The organism is Arthrobacter sp. 10L424 (assembly GCF_056395325.1).
Genome location: NZ_JBFTJH010000003.1, coordinates 57748 through 78478, shown reverse-complemented (window position 1 = coordinate 78478; position 20731 = coordinate 57748). Strand labels below are relative to the sequence as shown.

Here is a 20731-nt window from a genome sequence, read left to right as displayed (position 1 = left end):
CCAGGTTCCTTAGTCAATTTACGGAATTTTTCACCACGAACCGGCTCTGGTTCGAGCCAACAGAACGGACCCCGGATTACACGGGACAGATGTGCGCTAACCGGCACCCGAGCTGCGGTGACACGGCAGAACACAGCAGCAGCTAAAAACGTCTGACACCGATCATGCCGACCGGTAATCTGGTAGTGGTCCGGCAGCCGGCCACCGTGTTCTGTAGACAAGATAGCGTCTATGAACAGCAAACTTGATGTCCCGTCGCCGTGGACCTGGGTCCGGCACCATCACCATCACCCCTGATGGGGGAACTTAATCTCCGCAACGTCCACCGACTTCTTCCGGTCGTACGCCGCGCGGCATCACTCGCTCAGGACTTCAGTATCACCGTTGACCTGAGGGAACTGGTCGGAGCCGATCCGCGGGCCGTGCAACTACTAGTGATTACCTGTCCGCTGGATCTCCGGTTCCTCGGGCCGGACACTCATGACATCGTTCAGTCCAAACCCGGCAAACACCCGCTTCAAGGCACCCGGCGCACCGCTCACTGGCAAGGGGCGGCATGACCGTCCACTCCGAATACTGTGCAGGCAGGCCCAGAACGCCGCGCCAGCGGGCGCCTGCAATCCGGGTCAGGGTAAACCCGCCGACGCTTCTGAGTGCCGGACCCGGCAACGCCGTTGGCGGGGTCCGAGTTTCCGGCAGCGGGAGGGTTGCCGGCCGGGCGGCCTAGATCGCGGTCAGTGCGTCGGCGAGCCGACGCGCATCCCTTGCCCGCTCCTCATCTGTTGGCGGCGCTGTCCCGGCCTCGCTGACGCAGTTCAGCAGTGCTGCCGTGACCTCCGCGATAAGGTCCGGGAAGGGGCTTGACCTGTATGAATGGTTGTCCGAGGGATTCAGCGCATTGATGATGAATACGGCGGCCTGCGACCGGCGCGTCATGCCGAGTTTCCTCAATACGGCCGAGGTCATGGTCTTCACGGTCTTCTCTGCTACAAACAGCTCCCGGCTGATCTGGCGGTTGGTCAGCCCTTTCGTCAACCCGACGGCGACATTCATTTCCTGCCTCGTCAAGGTCAGCAGTAGCTCACCCTCGGGGTTGCGGCCCCGGAGCCGGGGGGCAGTAAGCGCGGGCAGGAATCGGCCGCTGTATGCCGTGTGCCCTGCCAGGGCGCGGCGGATGAGCCTGAGCAGTTCGCTGTTGTCGTCCTGCTTGGACAGGCAGCCCCACGCACCGGCCAGAATGGAGTCGATCAGCACCCCTTCGTCGCTCTCCCCGGTCATCATCACGCACCGGATGCCCGGGTCCGCCGCCGCAATATCCCGGCACACCCCGGCCCCGGAACCATCGTTGAGATCATCATCAACAATGACCAACTCGGGGCGAAGGGCACGGATCTGGCGCCGTGCTTTGCGCGCGGACGCGGACTCCCCGGCGATGCTCAGGCCCTCGGACTCCAAAAGCTGGCGCAGGCCCCGCCGCACTACCTCGTGGTCGTCCAGCAGATACACGCCCCGGCCCGTCAAGGGTCGATGCGGGTGGAATTCCACATCAGGGGTCATTTTCCAACACGTTCCTTCGTCTTGAGACCGAAAAACGTTGCTGGATGATCCCCCCGGTCACCCGCCAGCGCGCATTACGCGCACACTGGCCATCCTGTGCTCCCTAGGCTAAGCCCCGTATAGCCTCCTGCCAACAGGTAGTACCGGACGCGATACCACAGGTGGCCCTTGTGACGTGGGTGTCACCGGCTGTGGAGGACCGTCCATAGGCAATCGTCAGGGTGCTCACGGAAGGCCAGTCCCACTCACCGCCGGCTCTAGTTGCCGGCCGGGGAACCCGCGGCCCCAGGCCGGGTCACAGACGTGACTGCCTAAGAGCGACGTGTCGAGTCATCCCCTTTGGGTGACGTGGCAGCTGCTAGGTCCTGACAGGCTTACCGAACATCAGGGAAGGATCACCGCATGACGACAGCGGCAACATCGACCGGTCCGGGCGTCAGCGTGGGCCCGACGAGTGAGTTCAGCCTGTTCTTCCGGGTAAAGCCCGGCAAGAGCGAATCGTTGCGGGTCGCGCTGGACGACCTGCAGAAGACCCCCGGCTACCGGCCAGGGGACTACGGAATGGCGATCACGACCATCCACGAGGCGCGGTTCGTGCTCTTCGATAACGACACCCGGCTCGCGTTCATCACTAGTTTCGACGGCACTTGGGACGCCTATATGGAGGATTTCTTCAACTCTGGACCGACGCTCGCGCTCTTCGATATTATTTTCCGGCATGCGGAGGGCTACGACGGTCTGCCCGACCTGGCCGCCGAGAAGGCATTTATTCTCGGCGCGCAGCGGAGTGCTGCTGCGTACGCGCGTAACTATCCGGGAACCGTGAAGGAGATCCGCAAGGCGCAACGGGTGACCGCGGCCTTCCAGCGCGTGCTCGACCACCCCGACGCCGCAGCAGCTCTGCAGCACCCCGCCCTGAAGCCCCTGCTCGACGAAGCCGGGGACTGACGCCCATGTCTGATCACATCTCGGGCCCCCGGGCGCTGGCCAACGCGATCGCCGACATCACGGATGTCTTCGCGTTTCCTAGCCCGGACCGGGCGAATCATCTGGTCCTCGTGATGAATACCCTGCCGTTCGCGAAGGTCTCCAACGCGTTCTCGGAGGGCCTCATCTACCGGTTCCGGCTGCGACCGCTCACGGCAAATGCGCCCGGCGATCGGGCGCCGTTCTCTGCCGGCCCCGAACATGGCGCCGAAGAGTTCGTGTTCGACTGCGTGTTCTCCCCGCCGACCAGCGCGGACGCGCACCCGTTCGAACAGGAGGGGACCTGCACCACGCCCTCCGGCGAGTCCGTCGCGTTCCGCGTCAATGACGAGGAGGGCGGGTCCGGACACGGCATGCGTGTCTTCGCAGGGGCGCGCTGGGATCCGTTCATCCTCGATGCTCCCGCGGCCCTGAAGACGGTCGCTACCGGCCAACTTGCCTTCGCTGAGCTCGGGGCGATCTACATGGACGGCAAGAACGTCCTCGGGCTGGTCGTCGAGATCGACACTGCACTGCTGGGGGGCGCCACGCTCGTCGGCGTCATCGCCGAAACGCTAACGCGGGGTACGTTCAACGTGCGTATCGAACGCGTCGGGCGCCCCGAGGTCAAGAACCTGATGCTCGGGCCCAAGCAGTTCGATCCGGTCAATCAAGACCTCGAGATCCGCGACCTGTACAACATGGAGGACGCGTTCCACATCCAGCACGGCTACGAAGGTGCCTACCGGGCACGGCTCAACGCCAACCTCGCCTTCTGGGACGGTCTCGACGGGAGGACCGACTGGCCGATCAACGGCAACGGCCATCCGCTGACCGAACTCGTCCTCGCCGACTACCTGGTCCTCGACCTCACCAAGCCCTACCAGGAGAAGGGCTCATTCCTCGAGATCGAACTCGCCGCCCGCCAGGGGCGGGCCCACGAGACCTGTGGCGGGCGGGCGATTAATGACGACGTCATGGATAAATTCTTCACGACGCTGATCAACGCCGGCAACGGTCCCGTTATCAGCGATGGAGTCGATCGGTCCTCCAGGCCGGCCTCGCGCAGCTTTCCCTACCTCTCCCCTCCCAACCCCAACCCGCCCGAGAAGCCGGAACACCACTGACCATGCCCGGCAACGACAGGGTCGCCCTCGAGCTCGACGACATTCAGAGCGGTGCACTGCACGAGCGGCCTTCGCCTTATGTCGGAGCGTACCTGCTGCTGCGCATCGATGACCGCGCCGCAGGGCGCGAACTCGTCCGGCGGCTGCAGGCGGTCGTCGACACGGGCAGGCCATCGCCCGACCCCGCACACGACGCATGGATGACCGTCGCGTTCACCTATCACGGGCTCGAAGCGCTCGGGGTACCGCAGAGCTCACTTGAGAGCTTCGCACCAGAGTTCCGCGAAGGGATGGCTGCGCGCGCAGCGCATCTCGGCGACGTCGGCGAGAGCGGCCCGGAGCATTGGGAGAAGCCCCTCGGCACGGCTGATGTCCACGTCGCCATCGCGGTGCTCTCACCCGATCTGGCCCGCCTCCAGGCCGTCGTCGTGAAGGCTCGCCGCGCCCATCAGGAGCTGGACGGCATCACGGTCCTCTGGCGTCAGGACTGTTACCAGCTCCCGACCGGGCGTACCTCGTTCGGCTTCAAGGACGGTATCGGCCAGCCGGCGGTCGAGGGCAGCGGCAGGCCGCCATCGAATCCGCACGAGCGGCCGCTCAAGGCCGGTGAGATCATCCTCGGCTATCCGGACGAGACGGGCGAGTTGCCGCCGATGCCGACCCCGGACATCCTGGGCCGGAACGGGACCTATGTCGTCTTCCGGAAGTTGCACACAAAAGTGGCCGCCTACCGGCAATACCTCCGCGCGAAGGCCACGGACCGGCAGGAGGAGGCACTGCTTGGCGCGAAAATGGTCGGGCGCTGGCAGGGAGGCGCCCCACTCGCGCTCTCCCCGGACCGGGACGACCCGGAGCTCGGCAGCGACCCCCAACGGAACAACGACTTCCTCTACGGCGACGATCCCCGCGGCTTCAAGTGCCCCGTCGGCGCCCACGCACGACGCGCGAACCCACGCGACGCACTCGACAACGATGGCAGCGTCAACGTCCGCCTGCACCGAATGATCCGGCGCGGCACGAGCTACGGACCGGCGCTTCCCGAAGGAGTGCTGGAAGACGACGGCGCCGACCGCGGCATCATCTTCGTGTTCGTCGGCGCCCACATCAAGCGCCAGTTCGAGTTCGTCAAGACCCAATGGCTCAACGACGGGATCTTCATCGGCGCCCCCAATGAAGCGGACCCCCTCGTCGGCTCGGGCGATGGCACGACCAGCTTCACTATCCCCCAGAGGCCGATCCGGCGCCGGCTGCAGCAACTTCCACCCTTCGTGATCACGCGCGGGGGCGAGTACTGCTTCGCCCCGAGCCTGGCGGCAATGCGCTGGCTGGCGGAGCTGCCATGACCCGCCTCGATGAAGGAGAGCACAACATGACTACCACCGCCGGGGGCACCGACCGCTGGAAGAAACTCGATTTCGCCCGGCCCTCCGCCGATGTCGCGGAACCGGAGTCCTCCGTCCTCCTCGACTACCGCAAGGACGACCAGATTGCCGTGATCACGCTGAACCGGCCGCACGCCGACAACGCCATCACGACCGAGATGGGCGCCCGGCTGACCGAAATTGTCGAAACGATCGCCGTCCGCACCGCAGTCCGGGTCGTCGTCCTCACGGGCGCCGGAGAGCGGGCCTTCTCCGTCGGCAGCGACCTGCGGCAGCGCAATCAAATGACCAAAGAGGACTGGCTGCGCCAGCGCCAGGCCTTCGATCGCACCCTGTACACCGTGAGGCAACTGCGCAAGCCGCTCTTCGCCGCCGTGAACGGGATCGCCTACGGAGGCGGATGCGAGCTCGCCCAGAGCTGCGACTTCATCATCGCCTCCACGAATGCCACCTTCGGGCAGCCCGAAGCGATGATCGGACTCTCCGCCGGCGGCGGCTCCCCGGTGTTCCTGCCGCGTCTCCTCGGATCCGGAAGGGCCATGCAAATGCTCATGACAGGGGACCCGATCACGGCGGCCGAAGCGCACCGCCTCGGCATGGTCAACGAGGTCCATGGCTGGCACGAGTTGGCGGACGCGGCGCAGCGGATTGCGGAAACGATCGCGAGCAACTCCCCGACGGCGGTACAGGCCGTCAAACGGGCCGTCCAACTCGGGGAGGGCCAGCCCGTGGAGCAGGCAATCGCCATCATGATGGAAGCGCACTGGCGCTCGGCGCTCCATCCCGACCGCATCGAAGGCATCGGCGCCTTCAACGAAGACCGCGAACCGGTCTTCCGCGACGCTGACTACTGATCAGGACCCACGAGGAGGATTAGCCATGGAAGTAACCGACGATCTCCATGCCGCGCGTGCCGCGCTGCAGATGATCAACCCGGCCCCGTACAACGCCGAAGCGCCCCCCGCGGCCCTCGCCAGCGAAATCACCCCCACCGAGCTCCACTACGTCCGCAGCAACTTCGCACTGCCCGCCCACGACGGAACGCTCGAGATCGGCGGCGCGGTGGACCACCCCATGACACTGACGCTCGATGAGCTACGGGCCATGCCGGCGCACGAACGGGCGGTCACGCTCGAATGCGCCGGGAACGGGCGACTGGAAATGCGTCCGCTGCCCACCGGTGAGCCCTGGGGTGACTACGCCGTATCGACCGCGCGCTGGAAGGGCGCCTTCCTGCACGAAGTACTGGCACAGGCGCATCCGGCCACCAACGGCGTCGACGTGCGCTTCGAGGGCGCCGACCACGGCGCCTACCACCTCACCCCGGTGCTCGCCGACACCAACAAGGACAACCTAAGTTTCGCCCGCGCACTCCCCCTGGCTCACGCCGCCGATCCGGCCGCAGAGATACTCATCGCGTACGAGATGAACGGCGATCCCCTGGGCCAGGACCACGGGTCGCCCTTCCGACTCATCGTCCCTCACTGGTACGCCGTGGCCTCCGTGAAGTGGCTCAAACGAATCGACATCCTGACCGAGGCATTCGTCGGGGAGTTTCAGACCGGACATTACATGTACGAATGGGCAGACCGGCCACCGGAGCCCGTCGACATCATGCACGTACGGGCCCGCATCACCGCTCCGGCCGCCGGATCCACCATCGCCGCCGGCACGCATACAGTACGAGGCAAAGCCTGGTCCGGTACCGGCCCGGTGACAGGCGTCGATGTCAGTCTCACCGGCGAAGGCGAGTGGTACGCGGCCACCCTCAAGCCCCCGTCAGGCCCATACCATTGGCAGGAATGGTCCTTCGACTGGGAAGCCAACGACATCGGACGCCACACCCTGCGCGTCAGGGCCAAAGACGCGGCTGGAAACGTTCAGCCCGACGTCCCGCCCTGGAACCGGCTCGGCTACGGCAACAACGCCATCGAGGTCATCTACATCGACGTCATCTGACCCCGAGGCACCGCTTTCACCGTGCGTGGCTGGCGAAGTCATCAGGCGGGGCAGCTACAGTTGCCACGCCGAACCTGGCCGCGGCTCGGCCTCTTATCGAGCTGTCACCGAGTGCCTCCGCCCGCGCGAAGGGAAGCCTGCATGGGACCCGTAATCGGGGAAATTCTCCCGTTAGCGCTCGGCATTGCGATCAGCCCCGTCCCGATAATCGCCGCGATCCTCATGCTCCTGTCCCCACAAGCGAAGGGGGTGAGCGTAGGCTTCCTCGCCGGCTGGGTCGTCGGCATCATCGTCACCGTCGTCATCTTCACCCTGCTCAGCGGCCTCGTTCCCGACGAGAACCCGGACGCTTCCAAGCCGATCGCGGGGACCATCAGGATTCTCCTGGGCACCGGACTTCTCGTCCTCGCAGCCACGCAATGGCGGAGGCGTCCGGTACCCGGCGAGAAGGCTGCACTTCCCAATTGGATGGCGGCCATCGATACCGTGACCACCGGGCGCGCCACCTTTCTCGGCTTCCTTCTCGCAGCGGCCAACCCTAAGAATCTTCTGATGGCCATCGGAGCCGGGGTCGCCATCGGCGCCGGCGGACTCACCCGCGCCGAAGAAGCCCTGGCAATCGCCGTTTTCTTGCTCATCGCGGCCAGTACTGTAGCAATCCCGGTGATCGCGTACGTCGTCGCGTCCAGACGGATGACTCCGCCGCTCGAGTCGCTGCGTGACTGGCTCGTGACGAATAACGCGACAGTCATGACGGTCCTTCTGCTCGTGCTCGGCATGGTGGTCATTGGTAACGGGATCGGCAGCCTATGAAGCGAATGCAAATTTTCACCCGACAGCGCCGTGGCGAGATGAGCGGCCGATACGGCGCGGGGAACCCGTTCTCGTCTCGCGGAACCCCCCGGCGGTTGCTCCGTGCACGGCGCCGACTGCGTGCCGGCCTTGCCCAACTGTTCTGCGCGCTGGCCGGACTGGCCCTGGGCCTTGCGCTCCCCCGTGTCTCCGGTGGACCAACAGTGGAGGGAAACCGACTCTCCGAGCTACTTTTCACCCTCGGTATCGGGGTGATCGGCGTGGTCAGCATTGTCTTCGCGCTGCTCTTCGGCGTGGTGCAATGGTCCGCCAGCAGCTTCTCGCCACGGTTGAACCTTTTCCACGGCGACCCTCTCGTGTGGCGCACCTTCGCATTGGCCGTCGGCGTCTTCATCTTCGCCATGACTGCCGGTGTGGTCAGCATCAACTTGGCCGAGGTGACCGCGCTCGTACCGGTCACAGCGATCCTCGCCACTCTTGTCACCTTTGCGCTGATCCGGGCCCTGCAGATTCGAGCATTTCTGTCCCTCAAGCTGGAATCCGTGCTGGAGGCCGTAACCTCACGCGGCCGCGCCGTCATCGCCGCTGTATACCCGATGCGGGCCGACCCGAAAAGCGCGACAGAACCGTCCTCGCAGCTGCCGGAGCTGCGGCGCACCGTTACTTGGGACGGCGTGCCCGGTGTCGTTCAGCAGCTTGAGCTACGGCGGCTCATTCATGAGGCCAGGCGAGCAGATGCGTTGGTGGTGTTCTGCGTCGGTGTGGGAGACACCGTGCACGATGACTCGCCGCTGGCCGACATCCACGGAGGTGAGCTGAGCGACCACGTCGTGCGGGCGGCCGTGGTGCGCAGCGCCGAACGGACCTTCGACCAGGACCCGACGCTGGCCTTCCGGTTGCTCGCCGACATCGCGCTTCGGGCCATGTCCCCCTCCGTCAACGATCCGGCGTCCGCCGTGGACGCAATTGACGCCACCGAGGGGCTGCTGCGGGCGCTGGCGAAGAGGGAACTGGCAGTCGCGGACATGATTGATGCGGCCGGTGATACACGGGTCCGACTGGTGCTGCCCAGCTGGGAGGACTACCTGCGCATCGCTGTCGAGGATCTTTTGCAGTTCGCGACACCGTTCACCATGGTGCTCGATCGCCTGCGGCGGTTGCTGGCCAATGTGCTCGAGATCTGGCCTGCCTCTCAGGCTCCCCTCCTCCAGCTCCAGCTCCAAGTGAACGCCGCCCTGCTCGCAGCACAGCCGCAGGCGCCCCGAGAATGACTGGTCCCGCAGCAGATACACGGTGATGAGGACGTCGACCAGCAACCGACCGAACTTTCCGCAACTCTATGCGCTAATCACGATCACTAGTGGCAGTTCGTCGTCCCGGTGACGACAGGCAGCAGGACGCTCTGCCGTAGATGCGGCGTAGACATGAGCGGCAGAAGTCGAAGAAACACCGACGGGCACAGCAGATGCGACCCGCGCACCTTGTAAATGAAAAGTAAGTAGTTCAGCCATTCATCGCGCACTGTTAGTCCGCTGTCCTGACAGCTACTTCCTCGTCTTTGAAAATGTCCCGACCCGATACATGCCGCCAGATGACGTGGTCGAGCCGACTCGGCTCCGTTGGATAAAGCTCGGCCACTTTCTTGATCAGCGCAGGAAGGGTTGGGCAGTCAGCAGCTGAAGTGACATCGCTCCCACGCGGAACGGGCTGGAAGCTCAGCCCTCAGGGTAAGTTGGCGCATCGGTCATCCTGTACGCAGGTGGACGCAGTCTCTAGCTGCGCTTCATACCTTTCTAACCCCTTGAATATTGTTCTTCCGGGTGTAACCCGTTATGAATAACCTGAGTGGGCCGAACTGTTCTTGCTGGATCGGCGGAGGATCAGGAGTCCGAAGATGCGTGGGATGACGTCGCCGCCGGCCTTCAGAGTCCATCGCCAGGCCTACTCACGGCCGCCCAGCGAGAGGGTGATGACCCCGAGAATGTGGTGGATGTTCAAGTGCCACGATGATGCGCCGCGCAGCCCCAAGGCAGCCAAGCCGACGCCGAAACGCGTGGCGACGACGCCCTGTGCTGCTGTGACGGCGGGGTTGGCGACGAAAGCGGTGCCGGTGAGGCCCACTACTCCCACGAACGCAGAGGACAACGGCGTGGTCCTGATGGATGTCCATCGGGCGACGCTTTTCGAGAACAGTCCGTGGAACAACAGATCCTCTGGCGGCCTTCCCCTTCGTCTTCAGTACCTTGGCGACCGTCCGCGGCCACCACTGGAGATTGGGTACAGGATTGCTGCATCTTCCCGATGTGTTGTGCGCCTTGTAACGGGGTTCGTATGGCACGTCCGTTGATCTCAACGAAGCTGTTCATCCCAAAAGTGCGTCGAAATGTTGTGACGCGCCCGCGGCTCTTGGATCGTCTGAGTCGGGGAGCTGAGACGCGATTGACGCTGGTGTCTGCTCCGGCCGGGTTCGGCAAGACAACACTCATTGCCGAGTGGCTCGGCGGAATGGAAGAGGACCACCGCCGTATTGCGTGGGTTTCCCTCGACGCTGCCGACAGCGACCCTGCGTCCTTTTGGACCTATGTTGTGTCCGCCTTGCAAACAGCGGTGCCTGGTGTCGGACCGTCTGCCTTGGAGCTCATTGCTCCTTCAGGCGGCTCGACCGAGTCCGTGCTAACCATGATGCTGAACGATCTGGCCCTGGCGCCGGATGATGTCTGGTTGGTGCTCGATGACTACCACCTCGTTGACAGCCACGAGGTCGCCAACGGGATGGTCTTCCTGCTTGACCACCTTCCGTCCCACGTCCACGTTATGATCAGCACCCGCGCTGACCCCGAGCTGCCTTTGCCCCGTTGGCGGGTGCGCGGCGAACTTGTTGAACTCCGTGCAGCGGAGCTGCGTTTTACGTCGGAGGAGGCTACCGCATACCTCAATGCGGTGGCAGGATTGGACCTTTCCGCCGTCGACGTCGAGGCGTTGGAACAGCGTACAGAGGGGTGGGTAGCAGCGCTGCAGCTGGCAGCGCTCTCGCTCCAGGGCCGCGACGACGCTGCTGGTTTTATTGCCGGGTTCGCGGGGAATGACCGGTATATCGTCGATTACCTGGTCGAGGAGGTACTTCAGCATCAACCCGATCCGGTTCGCAATTTCCTATTGCTCACGTCCGTTCTCGACCGTTTCAGCGGACCCCTCTGTGATGCGGTGACTGACCGCGGTGACGGGACGGAGATGCTCACGTCGCTGGAGCGGGCCAACCTTTTCATCGTCCCGCTGGATGACCGTCGGGAGTGGTACCGCTACCACCACCTCTTCGCGGACGTGCTGCGGGCGCGTCTGCTCAACGAGCAGCCAGGACTGGTGCCGTTGCTTCATCAGCGCGCCAGCGCGTGGTATGAGCGCATGGACCTGATGGACGAAGCGGTCAGGCATGCCTTGGAGGCCGAGGACTTTAGCCGCGCGGCCCGCCTGGTGGAGCTAGCCGTGCCGACAATCCGGCGCAACCGGCAGGAGGCGATTCTGTTCGGCTGGCTGAAGGCACTGCCGGCCGACGCCGTTAGGAGCAGCCCAGTGCTTAGCGTCTTCTACGGATTCATGCTTATGGTCTCCGGCGACCTTCACGGGGTGGAGCCGCGCTTTGAGGATGCGGAACGTGCACTGGCTGCGGTCCCCTCCGGGGCAGCTCAGCCCTGGGCCGTCACTGAGGAGCTCCGGACGCTGCCGGCGACCATCGCCGTCTACCGTGCCTCCCTTGCGCAGGCACGGGGCGATGCGGCAGGTACGTCCGAGCACGCCCGGCACGCCCTTGCCCTGGCCGGGCCCGGCGACCATCTGGCACGCGGCGCTGCTGCGGGCTTTCTAGGGCTCGCCGCGTGGGCGAACGGGGAGTTGTCGGCTGCGCTGGATACGTTCACTCAGGCCGTGGCCAGCCTGCACGCAGCCGGCAACCTCATTGACGCGCTCAGCAGCACCGTCGTGCTCGCGGACATGTGGCTCGTGGCCGGCCGGCCCGGCAAGGCGCGGCGGCTCTACCAGGATGCGCTGCAACTTGCCGACGCCGAGGGTGAGCCTGTCGCCCGGGCATCCGCCGAGCTGCATGTGGGGCTGGGCGAACTTGACCTGGAAGCCGGAGATATCGCTGCCGCAACACGGCACCTCACGACCGCTGGTGAGTTCTTCGAACGAGCGCCAATGACCGAGAGCCGCTACCGGTGGTTCGTAGCGAGGGCGCTGATTGCCCGTGCCGAGGGAAGCTTGGACCACGCCACCGACCTGCTTGACCAGGCTGAGCAGATCTACCGGCCAGGATTCTTTCCCGAGGTGCAGCCGATTGGAGCGATGAGGGCCCGGATCTGGATCGTCCAAGGCAAGACATCGGAAGCCGCCGAGTGGGCAGAGACACGAGGGGTGTCTGTAACGGATGAAGTCAGCTACCTAAGCGAGTTCGACCACCTCACGCTCGTGCGGCTGCTCTTGGCGCAGAACCGGGATCTTCCCGACCGCGATGCGTCCGGGCAAGCCGATCGCCTGTTGGGACGGCTGCTCGAGGCCGCAGAGACAAGCGGACGCGCCGGGAGCGTGGTGGAGATCCGCATGCTGCAGGGTCTTTCCCAGGCCATTCAGGGACACCGGGCGCAGGCCCTCGGGATGCTTAGCAGGGCTTTCGCGGAGGCGCCCGAACCTGCCGGGTATGCCGGGCTCTTCATAGGCGAAGGTGCGCCGATGATGGAGCTCCTGCGTGATGCCGCCGGCCACGGAATCGCCGAAGACCACCCCCAGCGGCTACTCGACCTGACTGCGAAGCCCAAAGCGCAAGCCCCCGTTCCGGGGTATAGGCCGACCTCGTCGGCAGAGGAGAAGTTAAGCGGGCGCGAGCTGCAGGTGCTCCGGCTTCTCGACAGCGAGCTGAGCGGCCCGGAGATCGCCCAGGCGCTGTTCATCTCACCCAACACGCTCCGCACCCACACCAGACACATCTTCACGAAGCTCGCCGTCACCACCCGCCGGGCCGCGGTCCGCCAGGGGCGCGACCGGGGCCTCACATAACCGCAAAGCCAAATCTCACCCTGTCACTCACATCATGGGGTGATGCCTGCTCACCCAGCCCGTTCCTAGGTTTGAATCATCCCGCAACTCCCTGACGCGGAACCCAGACCCAGGAGACGAAGATGACCATCACCACCACCAACCTCACCCGGGCGGCCGGCCTGTCCGCCGTCACGGCAGGCCTACTGTTCATCGGCGTCCAAATCAACCACCCCCACCTGGATGCGGAGTTCGCCACCACCACCGAGTACACGGTCCGCCAAAGCCTGAAGGTGCTCATGGCCGGATTGTCGCTGGCCGGCATCACCGGGATGTACCTGCGCCAAGTGAAGGAAGCGGGAGTGTTGGGCCTGATCGGGTACCTCGTGTTCGGCGCCGGTTACCTCATCATGACGAGCGTTGAAGTGATCGGGGCTGTTGTGTTTTCGACTCTTGCCCGCACAGCACCCGGATACGTCAACGACGTCTTTGCCGTGTTTACGGGTGGGCACGCCAGCGGTGACATCGGACTGATGCAAGTCCTTAACCTCGTGTCAGCGGCCACGTTCCTGGGCGGCGGACTCCTGTTCGGGATCGGGCTCTTCCGCGCCAAGGTCCTCGCTCGCTGGGCCGCCGTGCTGCTCGCGGCAGGCTCGGTGGCGACTCTTGCCATCCCCTTGCTGCCGCAGGTCAACGAGCGGCTCTTCGCCATACCCATCGGGGTGGCAATGGTGGGCCTGGGATACTCGTTGTGGCGGGACCAGCGCGCCAAGGCGAGTCGAGCCCTGCCCCAGAACGTAAGTTTCCCGCTCAACCCGGCCGGCGCCAAGTGACCATCTACAAGGCAGTGCGGCCCGCCGCGTCGGTGCGATCGAGCGGGTGGGTGCCGTTCGCACTGGTCGCCCTCGTCCTGATCCCAACCGCAGCGGGCGCTTTACGGCATATCGGGCTGGCCGGCGGACCCGTTCTCATCCCTGAACACCCGTATGACGGCATCGCCCGTGCTGCACATAGTGGGCGCGATCGGGAACGCCGTCTTCGGCGTCAGCCAACTGATCACCGACCTCATGCTGGGGGCTGGATGGGTCCTGAATCTCATTACCGCGGAGGTCATCATCCGCAGCGGCGGCAACCGAACAGCCAGGACAACGGGTAGGGCCCGGCTCTCATGACTCACTCCCACGCACCCCACGGCTACCGGCTTCGGGTCCAGGGGCACCTCGACGACCACTGGTCAGCCTGGTTCGGATACCTCACCCTGATCCGCGAAAACGATGGCACGACAAGCCTCAGCGGCCCCGTCCCCGACCAAGCTACCCTGCACGGGCTGCTGACAAAGATCCGTGACCTCGGCATCCTCCTGATTTCCGTGGAGCCCATCGAGGCAACAGACCAAATCGGCTGCGTCGGCGACGGCATTGCCGGGGAGGGCGAAACCATTGCCCAGCCCGGGCGTCAGAGATCATGAAGCACCGCCGCCACGGGAACTGCGCGGTCGGTAAGTGATGCGGAGGGTCCGAGGACTTTTCTGACATCCAGCACCCCCTGCAGGTCCTGTATTTCCATGGTTCACCTGAGACGTTCGGCGTACCTGCCACGAACGATGATGACTAGCGCCCTGTTTGTTCGTGCCCGCGCCCATCACCAAGGGTGTGGCCTGATCTAACGGATCACCGAGAATCCGATCACCACATTTATCACCCCGGTGGGTGATGCCCGGTCACCACCCACGCCCGTACCTTCCAACTATCGCTGGCACCCATACCGGCTCATGACGAATGTTGAAGCACTCGTTATTTCCCGCATTACCCAAACAGACAAGAGACTCAAATGTCCTCCAAAATTCAGATATCCGCACCTGCCGTACTGATTAGGACCTTCGCCGTCGCGGGATTTCTCTCAGGAGCCATACTGGTGGTGAACGCGGCTAAACGGGCTGGAATCATCCCAACGTCGCCCTTCACGCAGCTGGCCGCACCGGTCGCCCAACTAGCCGCTATCGGATTGGTGATTGGTATTTACCTGCTGATTTCGCGCACAACCGGGGCGCTGGCCGCCTCAGGCTCCCTGCTCACCGTCATTTCGCTGGCTGGCCTCGTCGGGGTTGAATTTGTTCTCAACCTTGTCTTTCCCTACGTTGACCCGGGTGTCATCGTGGCGTTGCGTGCGGGCCCGCTCGGCATCGCCCTGACAGCGGTCTCGGTGCTGTTCCTGATCGGCACCGTGGTCTTCATGATGGCGCTCTGGCGTACCTCAGGTGTGCCGAAGGGCGCGGTCCTGCTCTACACCGCGAGTGCCATTCCCATCTCCTTGCGTACTATCTTTCCGGAGACTGTGCTGCAGCTGGGTCTGATCGGCCTGGCCTTGGCTATCATCTGGCTGACCACCTGGATGCTCCGGAACACCCCTCACGAAACCGCCGACCGGACCGCAGCCCGGGGCCCGGCAACAGGCGTGATTTCGGGCTAGTTCAGCCACGACGCCGGAACGGCCCGGTGACGGTCGCCATGAGCGTGGCTCCCCGCGGGGGACGGGGCGCCAACGACGCAGGCCCAACAGTGTGAGGCGTTGTTTCAGACGTCGTGTGGACAAATTTCAGTGCCGGCTAGTTCGGGCCTGCCCTGTCCGTATGAGGGGTTGTCGTCGCTTCCGGCCCAGATGACACCGCCTCCTGGGCAGGGCATCACATCGAACGCCATGCCGTTATGGTGCGCCCGCAGGTGGCGCCCGTCATCTTCGACCACTTCCCAGCCCGCTGCTGGCAGCGCTGCACGATAGTGCTGCAACACATCGACATCTCCTGAGAGCTCGAACCAGCGTGTACAGCCGCCGACACCACTCAATCCGCCACCGCTGAAGTGGCCGACGTGGCTGATGGAATCGAACGCCTGCTGTGATTCACGATCTGCGCTGGCCATGGGCTCATTCCTTCCTTCGGTTACGCATTGCGGAGTCGAATTGAACTGCGCCTCAAGCCGCTGCCCCAGTGCCGAGGGGGTGACAGCGAACATCCCGATCAGCATGAGGACAGGTATGGCCGCGGCCGTTAGCCGCATCCATCTCGTTGTCGAGAGCACGAAGCCGATTATGACAATGACCGCGACCAGTCCGAGTGCCAATCCGGAGGGTCCGGCCGTCAACCCCCAAGTGAGCCCCTCGAACGCAGTGCCGGTGACATCGCCGTATATTCTCATGAATTCGTAGTGCACCAGCACAGCGAGCGTCGCCAGTCCTGCCCCAATGACGAGCAGCACCGCGGCAGAGACGGCTCGGCCGGTCACGGGCATGGCTCATGGTAGGTTTCGTCTGACAAAATGTCCACGGATTCCTATCGCAGTTTGAAAGCGCTGCCTGGATATCGACGAAGATGTCCCGGTGATTTCAGCTGGGGGGGTGGCTGGAGTCAGTAGGACGTTTCGCAATCAGTGGGACAGGGCCGGCGACATGGCTTGACCGCAAAAACAACCGTTTCTGACCCTCCGGTGGCAAGCCTCAGGGAACGTGTGATTCGCATCGGTAAACGGCGCGCTTATTGCAGACGTAAATGGCCGTCTACGCGAAGACCGCGATTCATGCCAGGACAGCGAGGTGCCCGAATGGCGGTGCTATCAGGCTGTTGACCGGACGCGACTGGCCAACTGATGTTTCCTATCGCACCATACGAGCGTCGACAATCTTTAGAGCACCGGGGTCAGCCTGCTCCGTTCCATCGAAATCGAATCCGTTGCGACGGTAGGTTTAGCCTGCGGCGGGCAGTGCGTCCGGGATGCTGGGCCTGGCGTTGCCGGCGAAGGTGAACTTGGCGTCGTCGCCTTCGCCGTCCACATCCACCACAACAATGTCGCCAGCGTGGATTTCGCCGAAGAGGATCTTCTCGGAGAGCTGGTCCTCGATCTCGCGCTGGATGGTCCGGCGCAGCGGCCGGGCACCCATGGCGGGATCGTAACCGCGGGTTGCCAGCAGGATCTTGGCCGCGGGCGTGAGCTCGATGCCCATGTCCTTGTCCGCCAGGCGTCGCTCCAGGCGGCTGATCATCAGGTTTACGATCTCGATGATTTCGTCTTGGGTCAGCTGCGGGAAGACGATGACGTCGTCAACACGGTTCAGGAACTCGGGGCGGAAGTGCTGCTTGAGCTCCTCCGTGACACGGGCCCGCATCCGGTTGTAGCCGGTCTGCGTGTCCGTACCGGACTGGAAGCCGGTGGCAACGCTCTTGGAGATATCCCGGGTGCCGAGGTTGGTGGTCATGATGATCACGGTGTTCTTGAAGTCCACCACGCGGCCATGGCTATCGGTCAGGCGTCCGTCTTCCATGATCTGCAGCAGCGAGTTGAAGAGGTCGGCGTGCGCCTTCTCCACTTCATCGAACAGGACCACGGAGAACGGACGACGGCGGACCTTTTCGGTCAGCTGTCCGCCCTCGTCGTAGCCCACGTAGCCCGGAGGGGCACCGAAGAGACGCGACACCGTGTGCTTCTCCGAGTACTCGGACATGTCCAGGGTGATCAGGGCGTCTTCCTCGCCGAACAGGAATTCGGCCAGGGCCTTGGCGAGCTCGGTCTTGCCGACGCCGGTGGGGCCGGCGAAGATGAACGAACCGCCCGGACGCTTCGGGTCCTTCAGGCCTGCACGCGTGCGGCGGATCGCCCGAGACACCGACTTGATCGCTTCCTCCTGGCCGACGACGCGCTTGTGCAGTTCGTCTTCCATCTTCAGCAGACGCGAGGATTCCTCCTCGGTGAGCTTGAAGACCGGGATGCCGGTGGCATTCGCCAACACCTCGGCGATCAGGTCCTCATCCACCTCGGAGATGTCGTCCATGCCGCCGGTCTTCCACTGGCGTTCCTTCTCGGCACGCTCGGCAATGAGCTTCTGCGTCTTATCGCGCAGGGAGGCGGCGCCTTCGTAGTCCTGGGCGTCAATCGCGGACTCTTTCTCCATCTTGAGTTCGGCGATGCGCCCGTCCATGACCTTGAGTTCCGGCGGTGCTGTCATCCGGCGGATGCGCAGCCGTGCGCCGGCCTCATCGATCAGGTCAATCGCCTTGTCCGGCAGGAAGCGGTCCGAGACGTAGCGTTCGGACAGGTTCGCGGCGGCGACCAGCGCGCCGTCGGTGATGGTGACTCGGTGGTGCGCCTCGTACCGGTCACGGAGGCCCTTGAGGATCTCGATCGCGTCGGCCACGGAGGGCTCCTTGACCTGGATCGGCTGGAAACGGCGTTCCAGCGCAGCATCCTTCTCGATGTGCTTGCGGTACTCGTCCAGCGTGGTGGCGCCGATGGTCTGGAGCTCGCCGCGGGCCAGCATGGGCTTCAGGATCGACGACGCATCGATGGCACCTTCGGCGGCACCGGCACCCACCAGGGTGTGGATTTCATCAATGAACAGGATGATGTCGCCGCGGGTGCGGATCTCCTTGAGGACCTTCTTCAGGCGCTCCTCGAAGTCACCGCGGTAGCGGGAACCGGCCACCACGGAGCCCAGGTCCAGCGTGTACAGCTGCTTGTCTTTGAGAGTTTCCGGGACATCCCCACGGACGATCGCCTGGGCCAGGCCTTCGACGACGGCGGTTTTGCCGACGCCGGGCTCACCGATCAGGACAGGGTTGTTCTTAGTGCGGCGGGAAAGGACCTGCATGACGCGTTCCATCTCGGACGCACGCCCGATCACGGGGTCGAGCTTGTTCTCGCGCGCAGCCTGGGTCAGGTTGCGCCCGAACTGATCCAGAACCACGGAACCGGAGGGAATCGCTTCAACGTGATCCTGGCCTGGGCCCACGGTCTCCTTGCCCTGGTGGCCGGAGATGAGCTGGATGACCTGCTGGCGCACCCGGCTCGGATCCGCACCGAGCTTGACCAGCACCTGGGCGGCAACGCCTTCACCCTCACGGATGAGGCCGAGCAGGATGTGCTCCGTGCCGATGTAGTTGTGACCCAGCTGCAGGGCCTCGCGCAGCGAGAGTTCCAGGACCTTCTTGGCGCGCGGGGTGAAGGGGATGTGTCCGGACGGGGACTCCTGGCCCGGGCCGATGATCTCCTGCACCTGCTCGCGGACGCCGTCGAGCGAAATACTCAAGGACTCAAGGGCTTTGGCAGCCACACCTTCACCCTCATGGATCAGACCCAACAGGATGTGTTCGGTACCAATGTAACCGTGATTCAGCATGCGTGCCTCTTCCTGGGCAAGCACAACTACGCGACGCGCACGGTCCGTAAATCGCTCAAACATTTCGCCACACTCCTGGCTGCCCCCATACCTTGATGCTACGTCGCCGCAGGCACGCTTGGGGCGTTCGCCGGAGGCAAGATATTAGTGAGCCGGATACAGCTGACCTCCCCCGGGTAAGCGGCCGTGTTCTATGGCATGTACTCCCAGATTCCCGTGATACTCAAAGGCCGACGGCGGTGTCATCGCGAAGACCTCCTCGATTCTCCGGCTCGTCGGTGACGCCAAGGCGGTTCCCTAGTCACGGCTAAGGACGGAGTCGCCAGCACCACCAAGGCCGCCGCGCTGGGCTACGCGGCCAGGGTATCCGCGTCAACTAGATCCACCCGGGCTACATCGACACACCGCTGTTGAAGGGACTCCCCCCTCTCGTGCCCCGGCCGGTTGGTGGACAGGGTCCGAGGTGTGTTTTCTAGCTCGCCCAGCCCGAGTAGGGATTCTGGTCCTGATCCGGCAGTTTTCTCGCCAACCATTGGAGTACTGTTCCACCATGACGACATCTGGGCGGGAATCCGGTACTCCACAGCCCAACGTCAGGGTGACGGCGAACCGTGTGAGGTCGGAAGGCGATGACCTGTACTTCGAAGTGCGAGGTCACGGGCCGGCGGTTATGTTGATCCCTGGAGCCTGTGGGGACGCGGACCTGTATGCCGCCGTCGCGGACCTCCTTTCAGATGAATTCAAGGTCATCACCTACGACCGCCGTGCGAACGCCCGCAGTACTTCCAACAGTCCCCAGAATTTCGAGATCAGCCAACAAAGCCGGGATGCGGTAGCAGTCATCCATGCCGCCGGCGAGCAGGCGGCATTCATCTTCGGAAGCAGCAGCGGGGCTGTAATTGCCCTTGATGCGGCGAGGACCCAAGCCCATGCCGTGCTGGCCGCCATCGCTCACGAGCCGCCGTGTGCGAGGTTATCCCCGAACGATGCCAAGTGGCAGCGTTTCTTCGCCAACGTGTACCGAATGGCCTACTACCTCGGCCCTTCGCTGGCAGGCCTTCGTTTCGTCTTCGGCATTCAGGTTCCCGTGAGGAAACTTGTCAAAGGACATGCCCAAGCGGTGGAGTATGCTCGCGGCCAGAGAGAGTCCCGGCAACACGAGCCTCGCATCAGCTCGCTCGACGCGAACAATGTCCTGATGAAGCTCGAACTCCTACCGGTGACGAACTATCTCCCGGATGTTCAACTGATTCATCGCAACGGGGTGACGATCATCATGGCCGTGGGCAAGTGGACCCAGGATCGGAAGACCTGGCTGGGTGAGGTGTCTCGCATCCTGGCAGAGCGGCTGGGCTGTGAGCTGATGACATTCCCCGGCCATCATGGCTCGTACACCGACATGCCCCACGAATGGGCGGCAACCCTGCGCAGGGTCTTGCGCAAAGCCGGCGGAACAGAGCAAACCGCCAGCTGACGAGATGACAGCCTGCTCAGACGCATCCGTGCCTTTGGACCGCCGCGTTGGAAGCCAGTCGTGCTGCCGTCACCGGGACCGGCGTGTAGGTGGTGCCGTCGCGGATCATGGTCCAGAGGACATTATGGCGCCGTCTGGCCGGGTGTCTTCCCCTGAGCCAAGACCCACCGCTCCCGGTCTCAGAACTTAGTCGCGGCAGGCCCCTGTTAGCCATGGACGACCTCGGAGTTCCGGAAGCGGACCCAAAGAATGTCGGCACGCTT

17 protein-coding genes are annotated in these 20731 nt (G+C 64.0%); 13 read left to right on the top strand and 4 right to left on the bottom strand.

Annotated elements, in window-relative coordinates; translation table 11 throughout:
- Positions 1-723: 723 nt before the first annotated feature.
- The gene (locus AC1DC5_RS05895) at positions 724-1557 is read right to left on the bottom strand and encodes a response regulator (protein ID WP_476864509.1); all 834 of its coding nucleotides are present in this window, start codon (positions 1555-1557) and stop codon (positions 724-726) included.
- A gap of 402 nt (positions 1558-1959) precedes the next feature.
- Here AC1DC5_RS05895 and AC1DC5_RS05890 point away from each other — a divergent pair, with 402 nt between their 5' ends.
- From AC1DC5_RS05890 to AC1DC5_RS05860, 7 genes are all read left to right on the top strand, one after another.
- Positions 1960-2505 carry a hypothetical protein gene (locus tag AC1DC5_RS05890; protein ID WP_476864508.1) on the top strand — a complete coding sequence of 182 codons (546 nt, stop codon included), beginning with the start codon at positions 1960-1962 and terminating at the stop codon, positions 2503-2505.
- Positions 2506-2510: 5 nt separating this feature from the next.
- Positions 2511-3650 carry a DUF4331 family protein gene (locus AC1DC5_RS05885; protein WP_441407052.1) on the top strand — a complete coding sequence of 380 codons (1140 nt, stop codon included), beginning with the start codon at positions 2511-2513 and terminating at the stop codon, positions 3648-3650.
- A gap of 2 nt (positions 3651-3652) precedes the next feature.
- Positions 3653-4993: a Dyp-type peroxidase gene (locus AC1DC5_RS05880; protein ID WP_441407051.1), complete on the top strand. Its 1341-nt coding sequence runs from the start codon at positions 3653-3655 to the stop codon at positions 4991-4993.
- 26 nt (positions 4994-5019) lie between these two features.
- Positions 5020-5886 (top strand): enoyl-CoA hydratase/isomerase family protein, encoded by an 867-nt coding sequence (locus AC1DC5_RS05875; RefSeq protein WP_476864507.1) that lies wholly within the window; start codon positions 5020-5022, stop codon positions 5884-5886.
- Between the two features lie 25 nt (positions 5887-5911).
- Positions 5912-6991 (top strand): sulfite oxidase, encoded by a 1080-nt coding sequence (locus tag AC1DC5_RS05870; RefSeq protein ID WP_441407049.1) that lies wholly within the window; start codon positions 5912-5914, stop codon positions 6989-6991.
- 141 nt (positions 6992-7132) lie between these two features.
- Positions 7133-7804 carry a GAP family protein gene (locus AC1DC5_RS05865; RefSeq protein WP_441407048.1) on the top strand — a complete coding sequence of 224 codons (672 nt, stop codon included), beginning with the start codon at positions 7133-7135 and terminating at the stop codon, positions 7802-7804.
- A complete protein-coding gene (locus AC1DC5_RS05860; RefSeq protein ID WP_441407047.1) occupies positions 7801-9075 on the top strand; it encodes a DUF2254 family protein in 1275 nt (424 codons plus the stop codon). Before AC1DC5_RS05865 ends, AC1DC5_RS05860 begins: the two co-directional genes overlap by 4 nt.
- Positions 9076-9745: 670 nt before the next feature.
- On the opposite strand, the gene AC1DC5_RS05855 is transcribed toward AC1DC5_RS05860, so the two are convergent.
- Positions 9746-9949 carry a hypothetical protein gene (locus tag AC1DC5_RS05855; protein WP_441407046.1) on the bottom strand — a complete coding sequence of 68 codons (204 nt, stop codon included), beginning with the start codon at positions 9947-9949 and terminating at the stop codon, positions 9746-9748.
- Between the two features lie 303 nt (positions 9950-10252).
- Here AC1DC5_RS05855 and AC1DC5_RS05850 point away from each other — a divergent pair, with 303 nt between their 5' ends.
- The 5 genes from AC1DC5_RS05850 (at position 10253) to AC1DC5_RS05830 (ending at position 15298) form a co-directional block, all read left to right on the top strand.
- Positions 10253-12850: a winged helix-turn-helix domain-containing protein gene (locus AC1DC5_RS05850; protein WP_476864983.1), complete on the top strand. Its 2598-nt coding sequence runs from the start codon at positions 10253-10255 to the stop codon at positions 12848-12850.
- A 122-nt stretch (positions 12851-12972) separates the two neighbouring features.
- Positions 12973-13662 (top strand): hypothetical protein, encoded by a 690-nt coding sequence (locus AC1DC5_RS05845; protein WP_441407045.1) that lies wholly within the window; start codon positions 12973-12975, stop codon positions 13660-13662.
- Between the two features lie 153 nt (positions 13663-13815).
- Positions 13816-14001 carry a hypothetical protein gene (locus AC1DC5_RS05840; RefSeq protein WP_441407044.1) on the top strand — a complete coding sequence of 62 codons (186 nt, stop codon included), beginning with the start codon at positions 13816-13818 and terminating at the stop codon, positions 13999-14001.
- A complete protein-coding gene (locus tag AC1DC5_RS05835; RefSeq protein ID WP_441407043.1) occupies positions 13998-14297 on the top strand; it encodes a hypothetical protein in 300 nt (99 codons plus the stop codon). Before AC1DC5_RS05840 ends, AC1DC5_RS05835 begins: the two co-directional genes overlap by 4 nt.
- Positions 14298-14659: 362 nt before the next feature.
- Positions 14660-15298, top strand: a complete 639-nt coding sequence (locus tag AC1DC5_RS05830; protein ID WP_441407042.1) for a hypothetical protein — start codon at positions 14660-14662, stop codon at positions 15296-15298.
- 104 nt (positions 15299-15402) lie between these two features.
- On the opposite strand, the gene AC1DC5_RS05825 is transcribed toward AC1DC5_RS05830, so the two are convergent.
- A complete protein-coding gene (locus tag AC1DC5_RS05825; protein ID WP_476864506.1) occupies positions 15403-16083 on the bottom strand; it encodes a hypothetical protein in 681 nt (226 codons plus the stop codon).
- 484 nt (positions 16084-16567) lie between these two features.
- On the bottom strand, positions 16568-19057 hold the full coding sequence (locus AC1DC5_RS05820) for an ATP-dependent Clp protease ATP-binding subunit (RefSeq protein ID WP_441407040.1): 2490 nt from the start codon (positions 19055-19057) through the stop codon (positions 16568-16570).
- 487 nt (positions 19058-19544) lie between these two features.
- Here AC1DC5_RS05820 and AC1DC5_RS05815 point away from each other — a divergent pair, with 487 nt between their 5' ends.
- Positions 19545-20468 (top strand): alpha/beta fold hydrolase, encoded by a 924-nt coding sequence (locus AC1DC5_RS05815; protein WP_476864505.1) that lies wholly within the window; start codon positions 19545-19547, stop codon positions 20466-20468.
- The last annotated feature ends 263 nt before the right edge of the window (positions 20469-20731 follow it).

What these genes read in the sequence shown, in the direction of transcription:
- AC1DC5_RS05870 (WP_441407049.1), top strand. Translation starts at nt 5,912, where the DNA reads ATGGAAGTAACCGACGATCTCCATGCCGCGCGTGCCGCGCTGCAGATG.
- AC1DC5_RS05885 (WP_441407052.1), top strand. Translation starts at nt 2,511, where the DNA reads ATGTCTGATCACATCTCGGGCCCCCGGGCGCTGGCCAACGCGATCGCC.
- AC1DC5_RS05815 (WP_476864505.1), top strand. Translation starts at nt 19,545, where the DNA reads ATGACGACATCTGGGCGGGAATCCGGTACTCCACAGCCCAACGTCAGG.
- AC1DC5_RS05865 (WP_441407048.1), top strand. Translation starts at nt 7,133, where the DNA reads ATGGGACCCGTAATCGGGGAAATTCTCCCGTTAGCGCTCGGCATTGCG.
- AC1DC5_RS05860 (WP_441407047.1), top strand. Translation starts at nt 7,801, where the DNA reads ATGAAGCGAATGCAAATTTTCACCCGACAGCGCCGTGGCGAGATGAGC.
- AC1DC5_RS05895 (WP_476864509.1), bottom strand. Translation starts at nt 1,557, where the DNA reads ATGACCCCTGATGTGGAATTCCACCCGCATCGACCCTTGACGGGCCGG.
- AC1DC5_RS05830 (WP_441407042.1), top strand. Translation starts at nt 14,660, where the DNA reads ATGTCCTCCAAAATTCAGATATCCGCACCTGCCGTACTGATTAGGACC.
- AC1DC5_RS05875 (WP_476864507.1), top strand. Translation starts at nt 5,020, where the DNA reads ATGACTACCACCGCCGGGGGCACCGACCGCTGGAAGAAACTCGATTTC.
- AC1DC5_RS05835 (WP_441407043.1), top strand. Translation starts at nt 13,998, where the DNA reads ATGACTCACTCCCACGCACCCCACGGCTACCGGCTTCGGGTCCAGGGG.
- AC1DC5_RS05845 (WP_441407045.1), top strand. Translation starts at nt 12,973, where the DNA reads ATGACCATCACCACCACCAACCTCACCCGGGCGGCCGGCCTGTCCGCC.
- AC1DC5_RS05890 (WP_476864508.1), top strand. Translation starts at nt 1,960, where the DNA reads ATGACGACAGCGGCAACATCGACCGGTCCGGGCGTCAGCGTGGGCCCG.
- AC1DC5_RS05840 (WP_441407044.1), top strand. Translation starts at nt 13,816, where the DNA reads ATGACGGCATCGCCCGTGCTGCACATAGTGGGCGCGATCGGGAACGCC.
- AC1DC5_RS05880 (WP_441407051.1), top strand. Translation starts at nt 3,653, where the DNA reads ATGCCCGGCAACGACAGGGTCGCCCTCGAGCTCGACGACATTCAGAGC.
- AC1DC5_RS05820 (WP_441407040.1), bottom strand. Translation starts at nt 19,057, where the DNA reads ATGTTTGAGCGATTTACGGACCGTGCGCGTCGCGTAGTTGTGCTTGCC.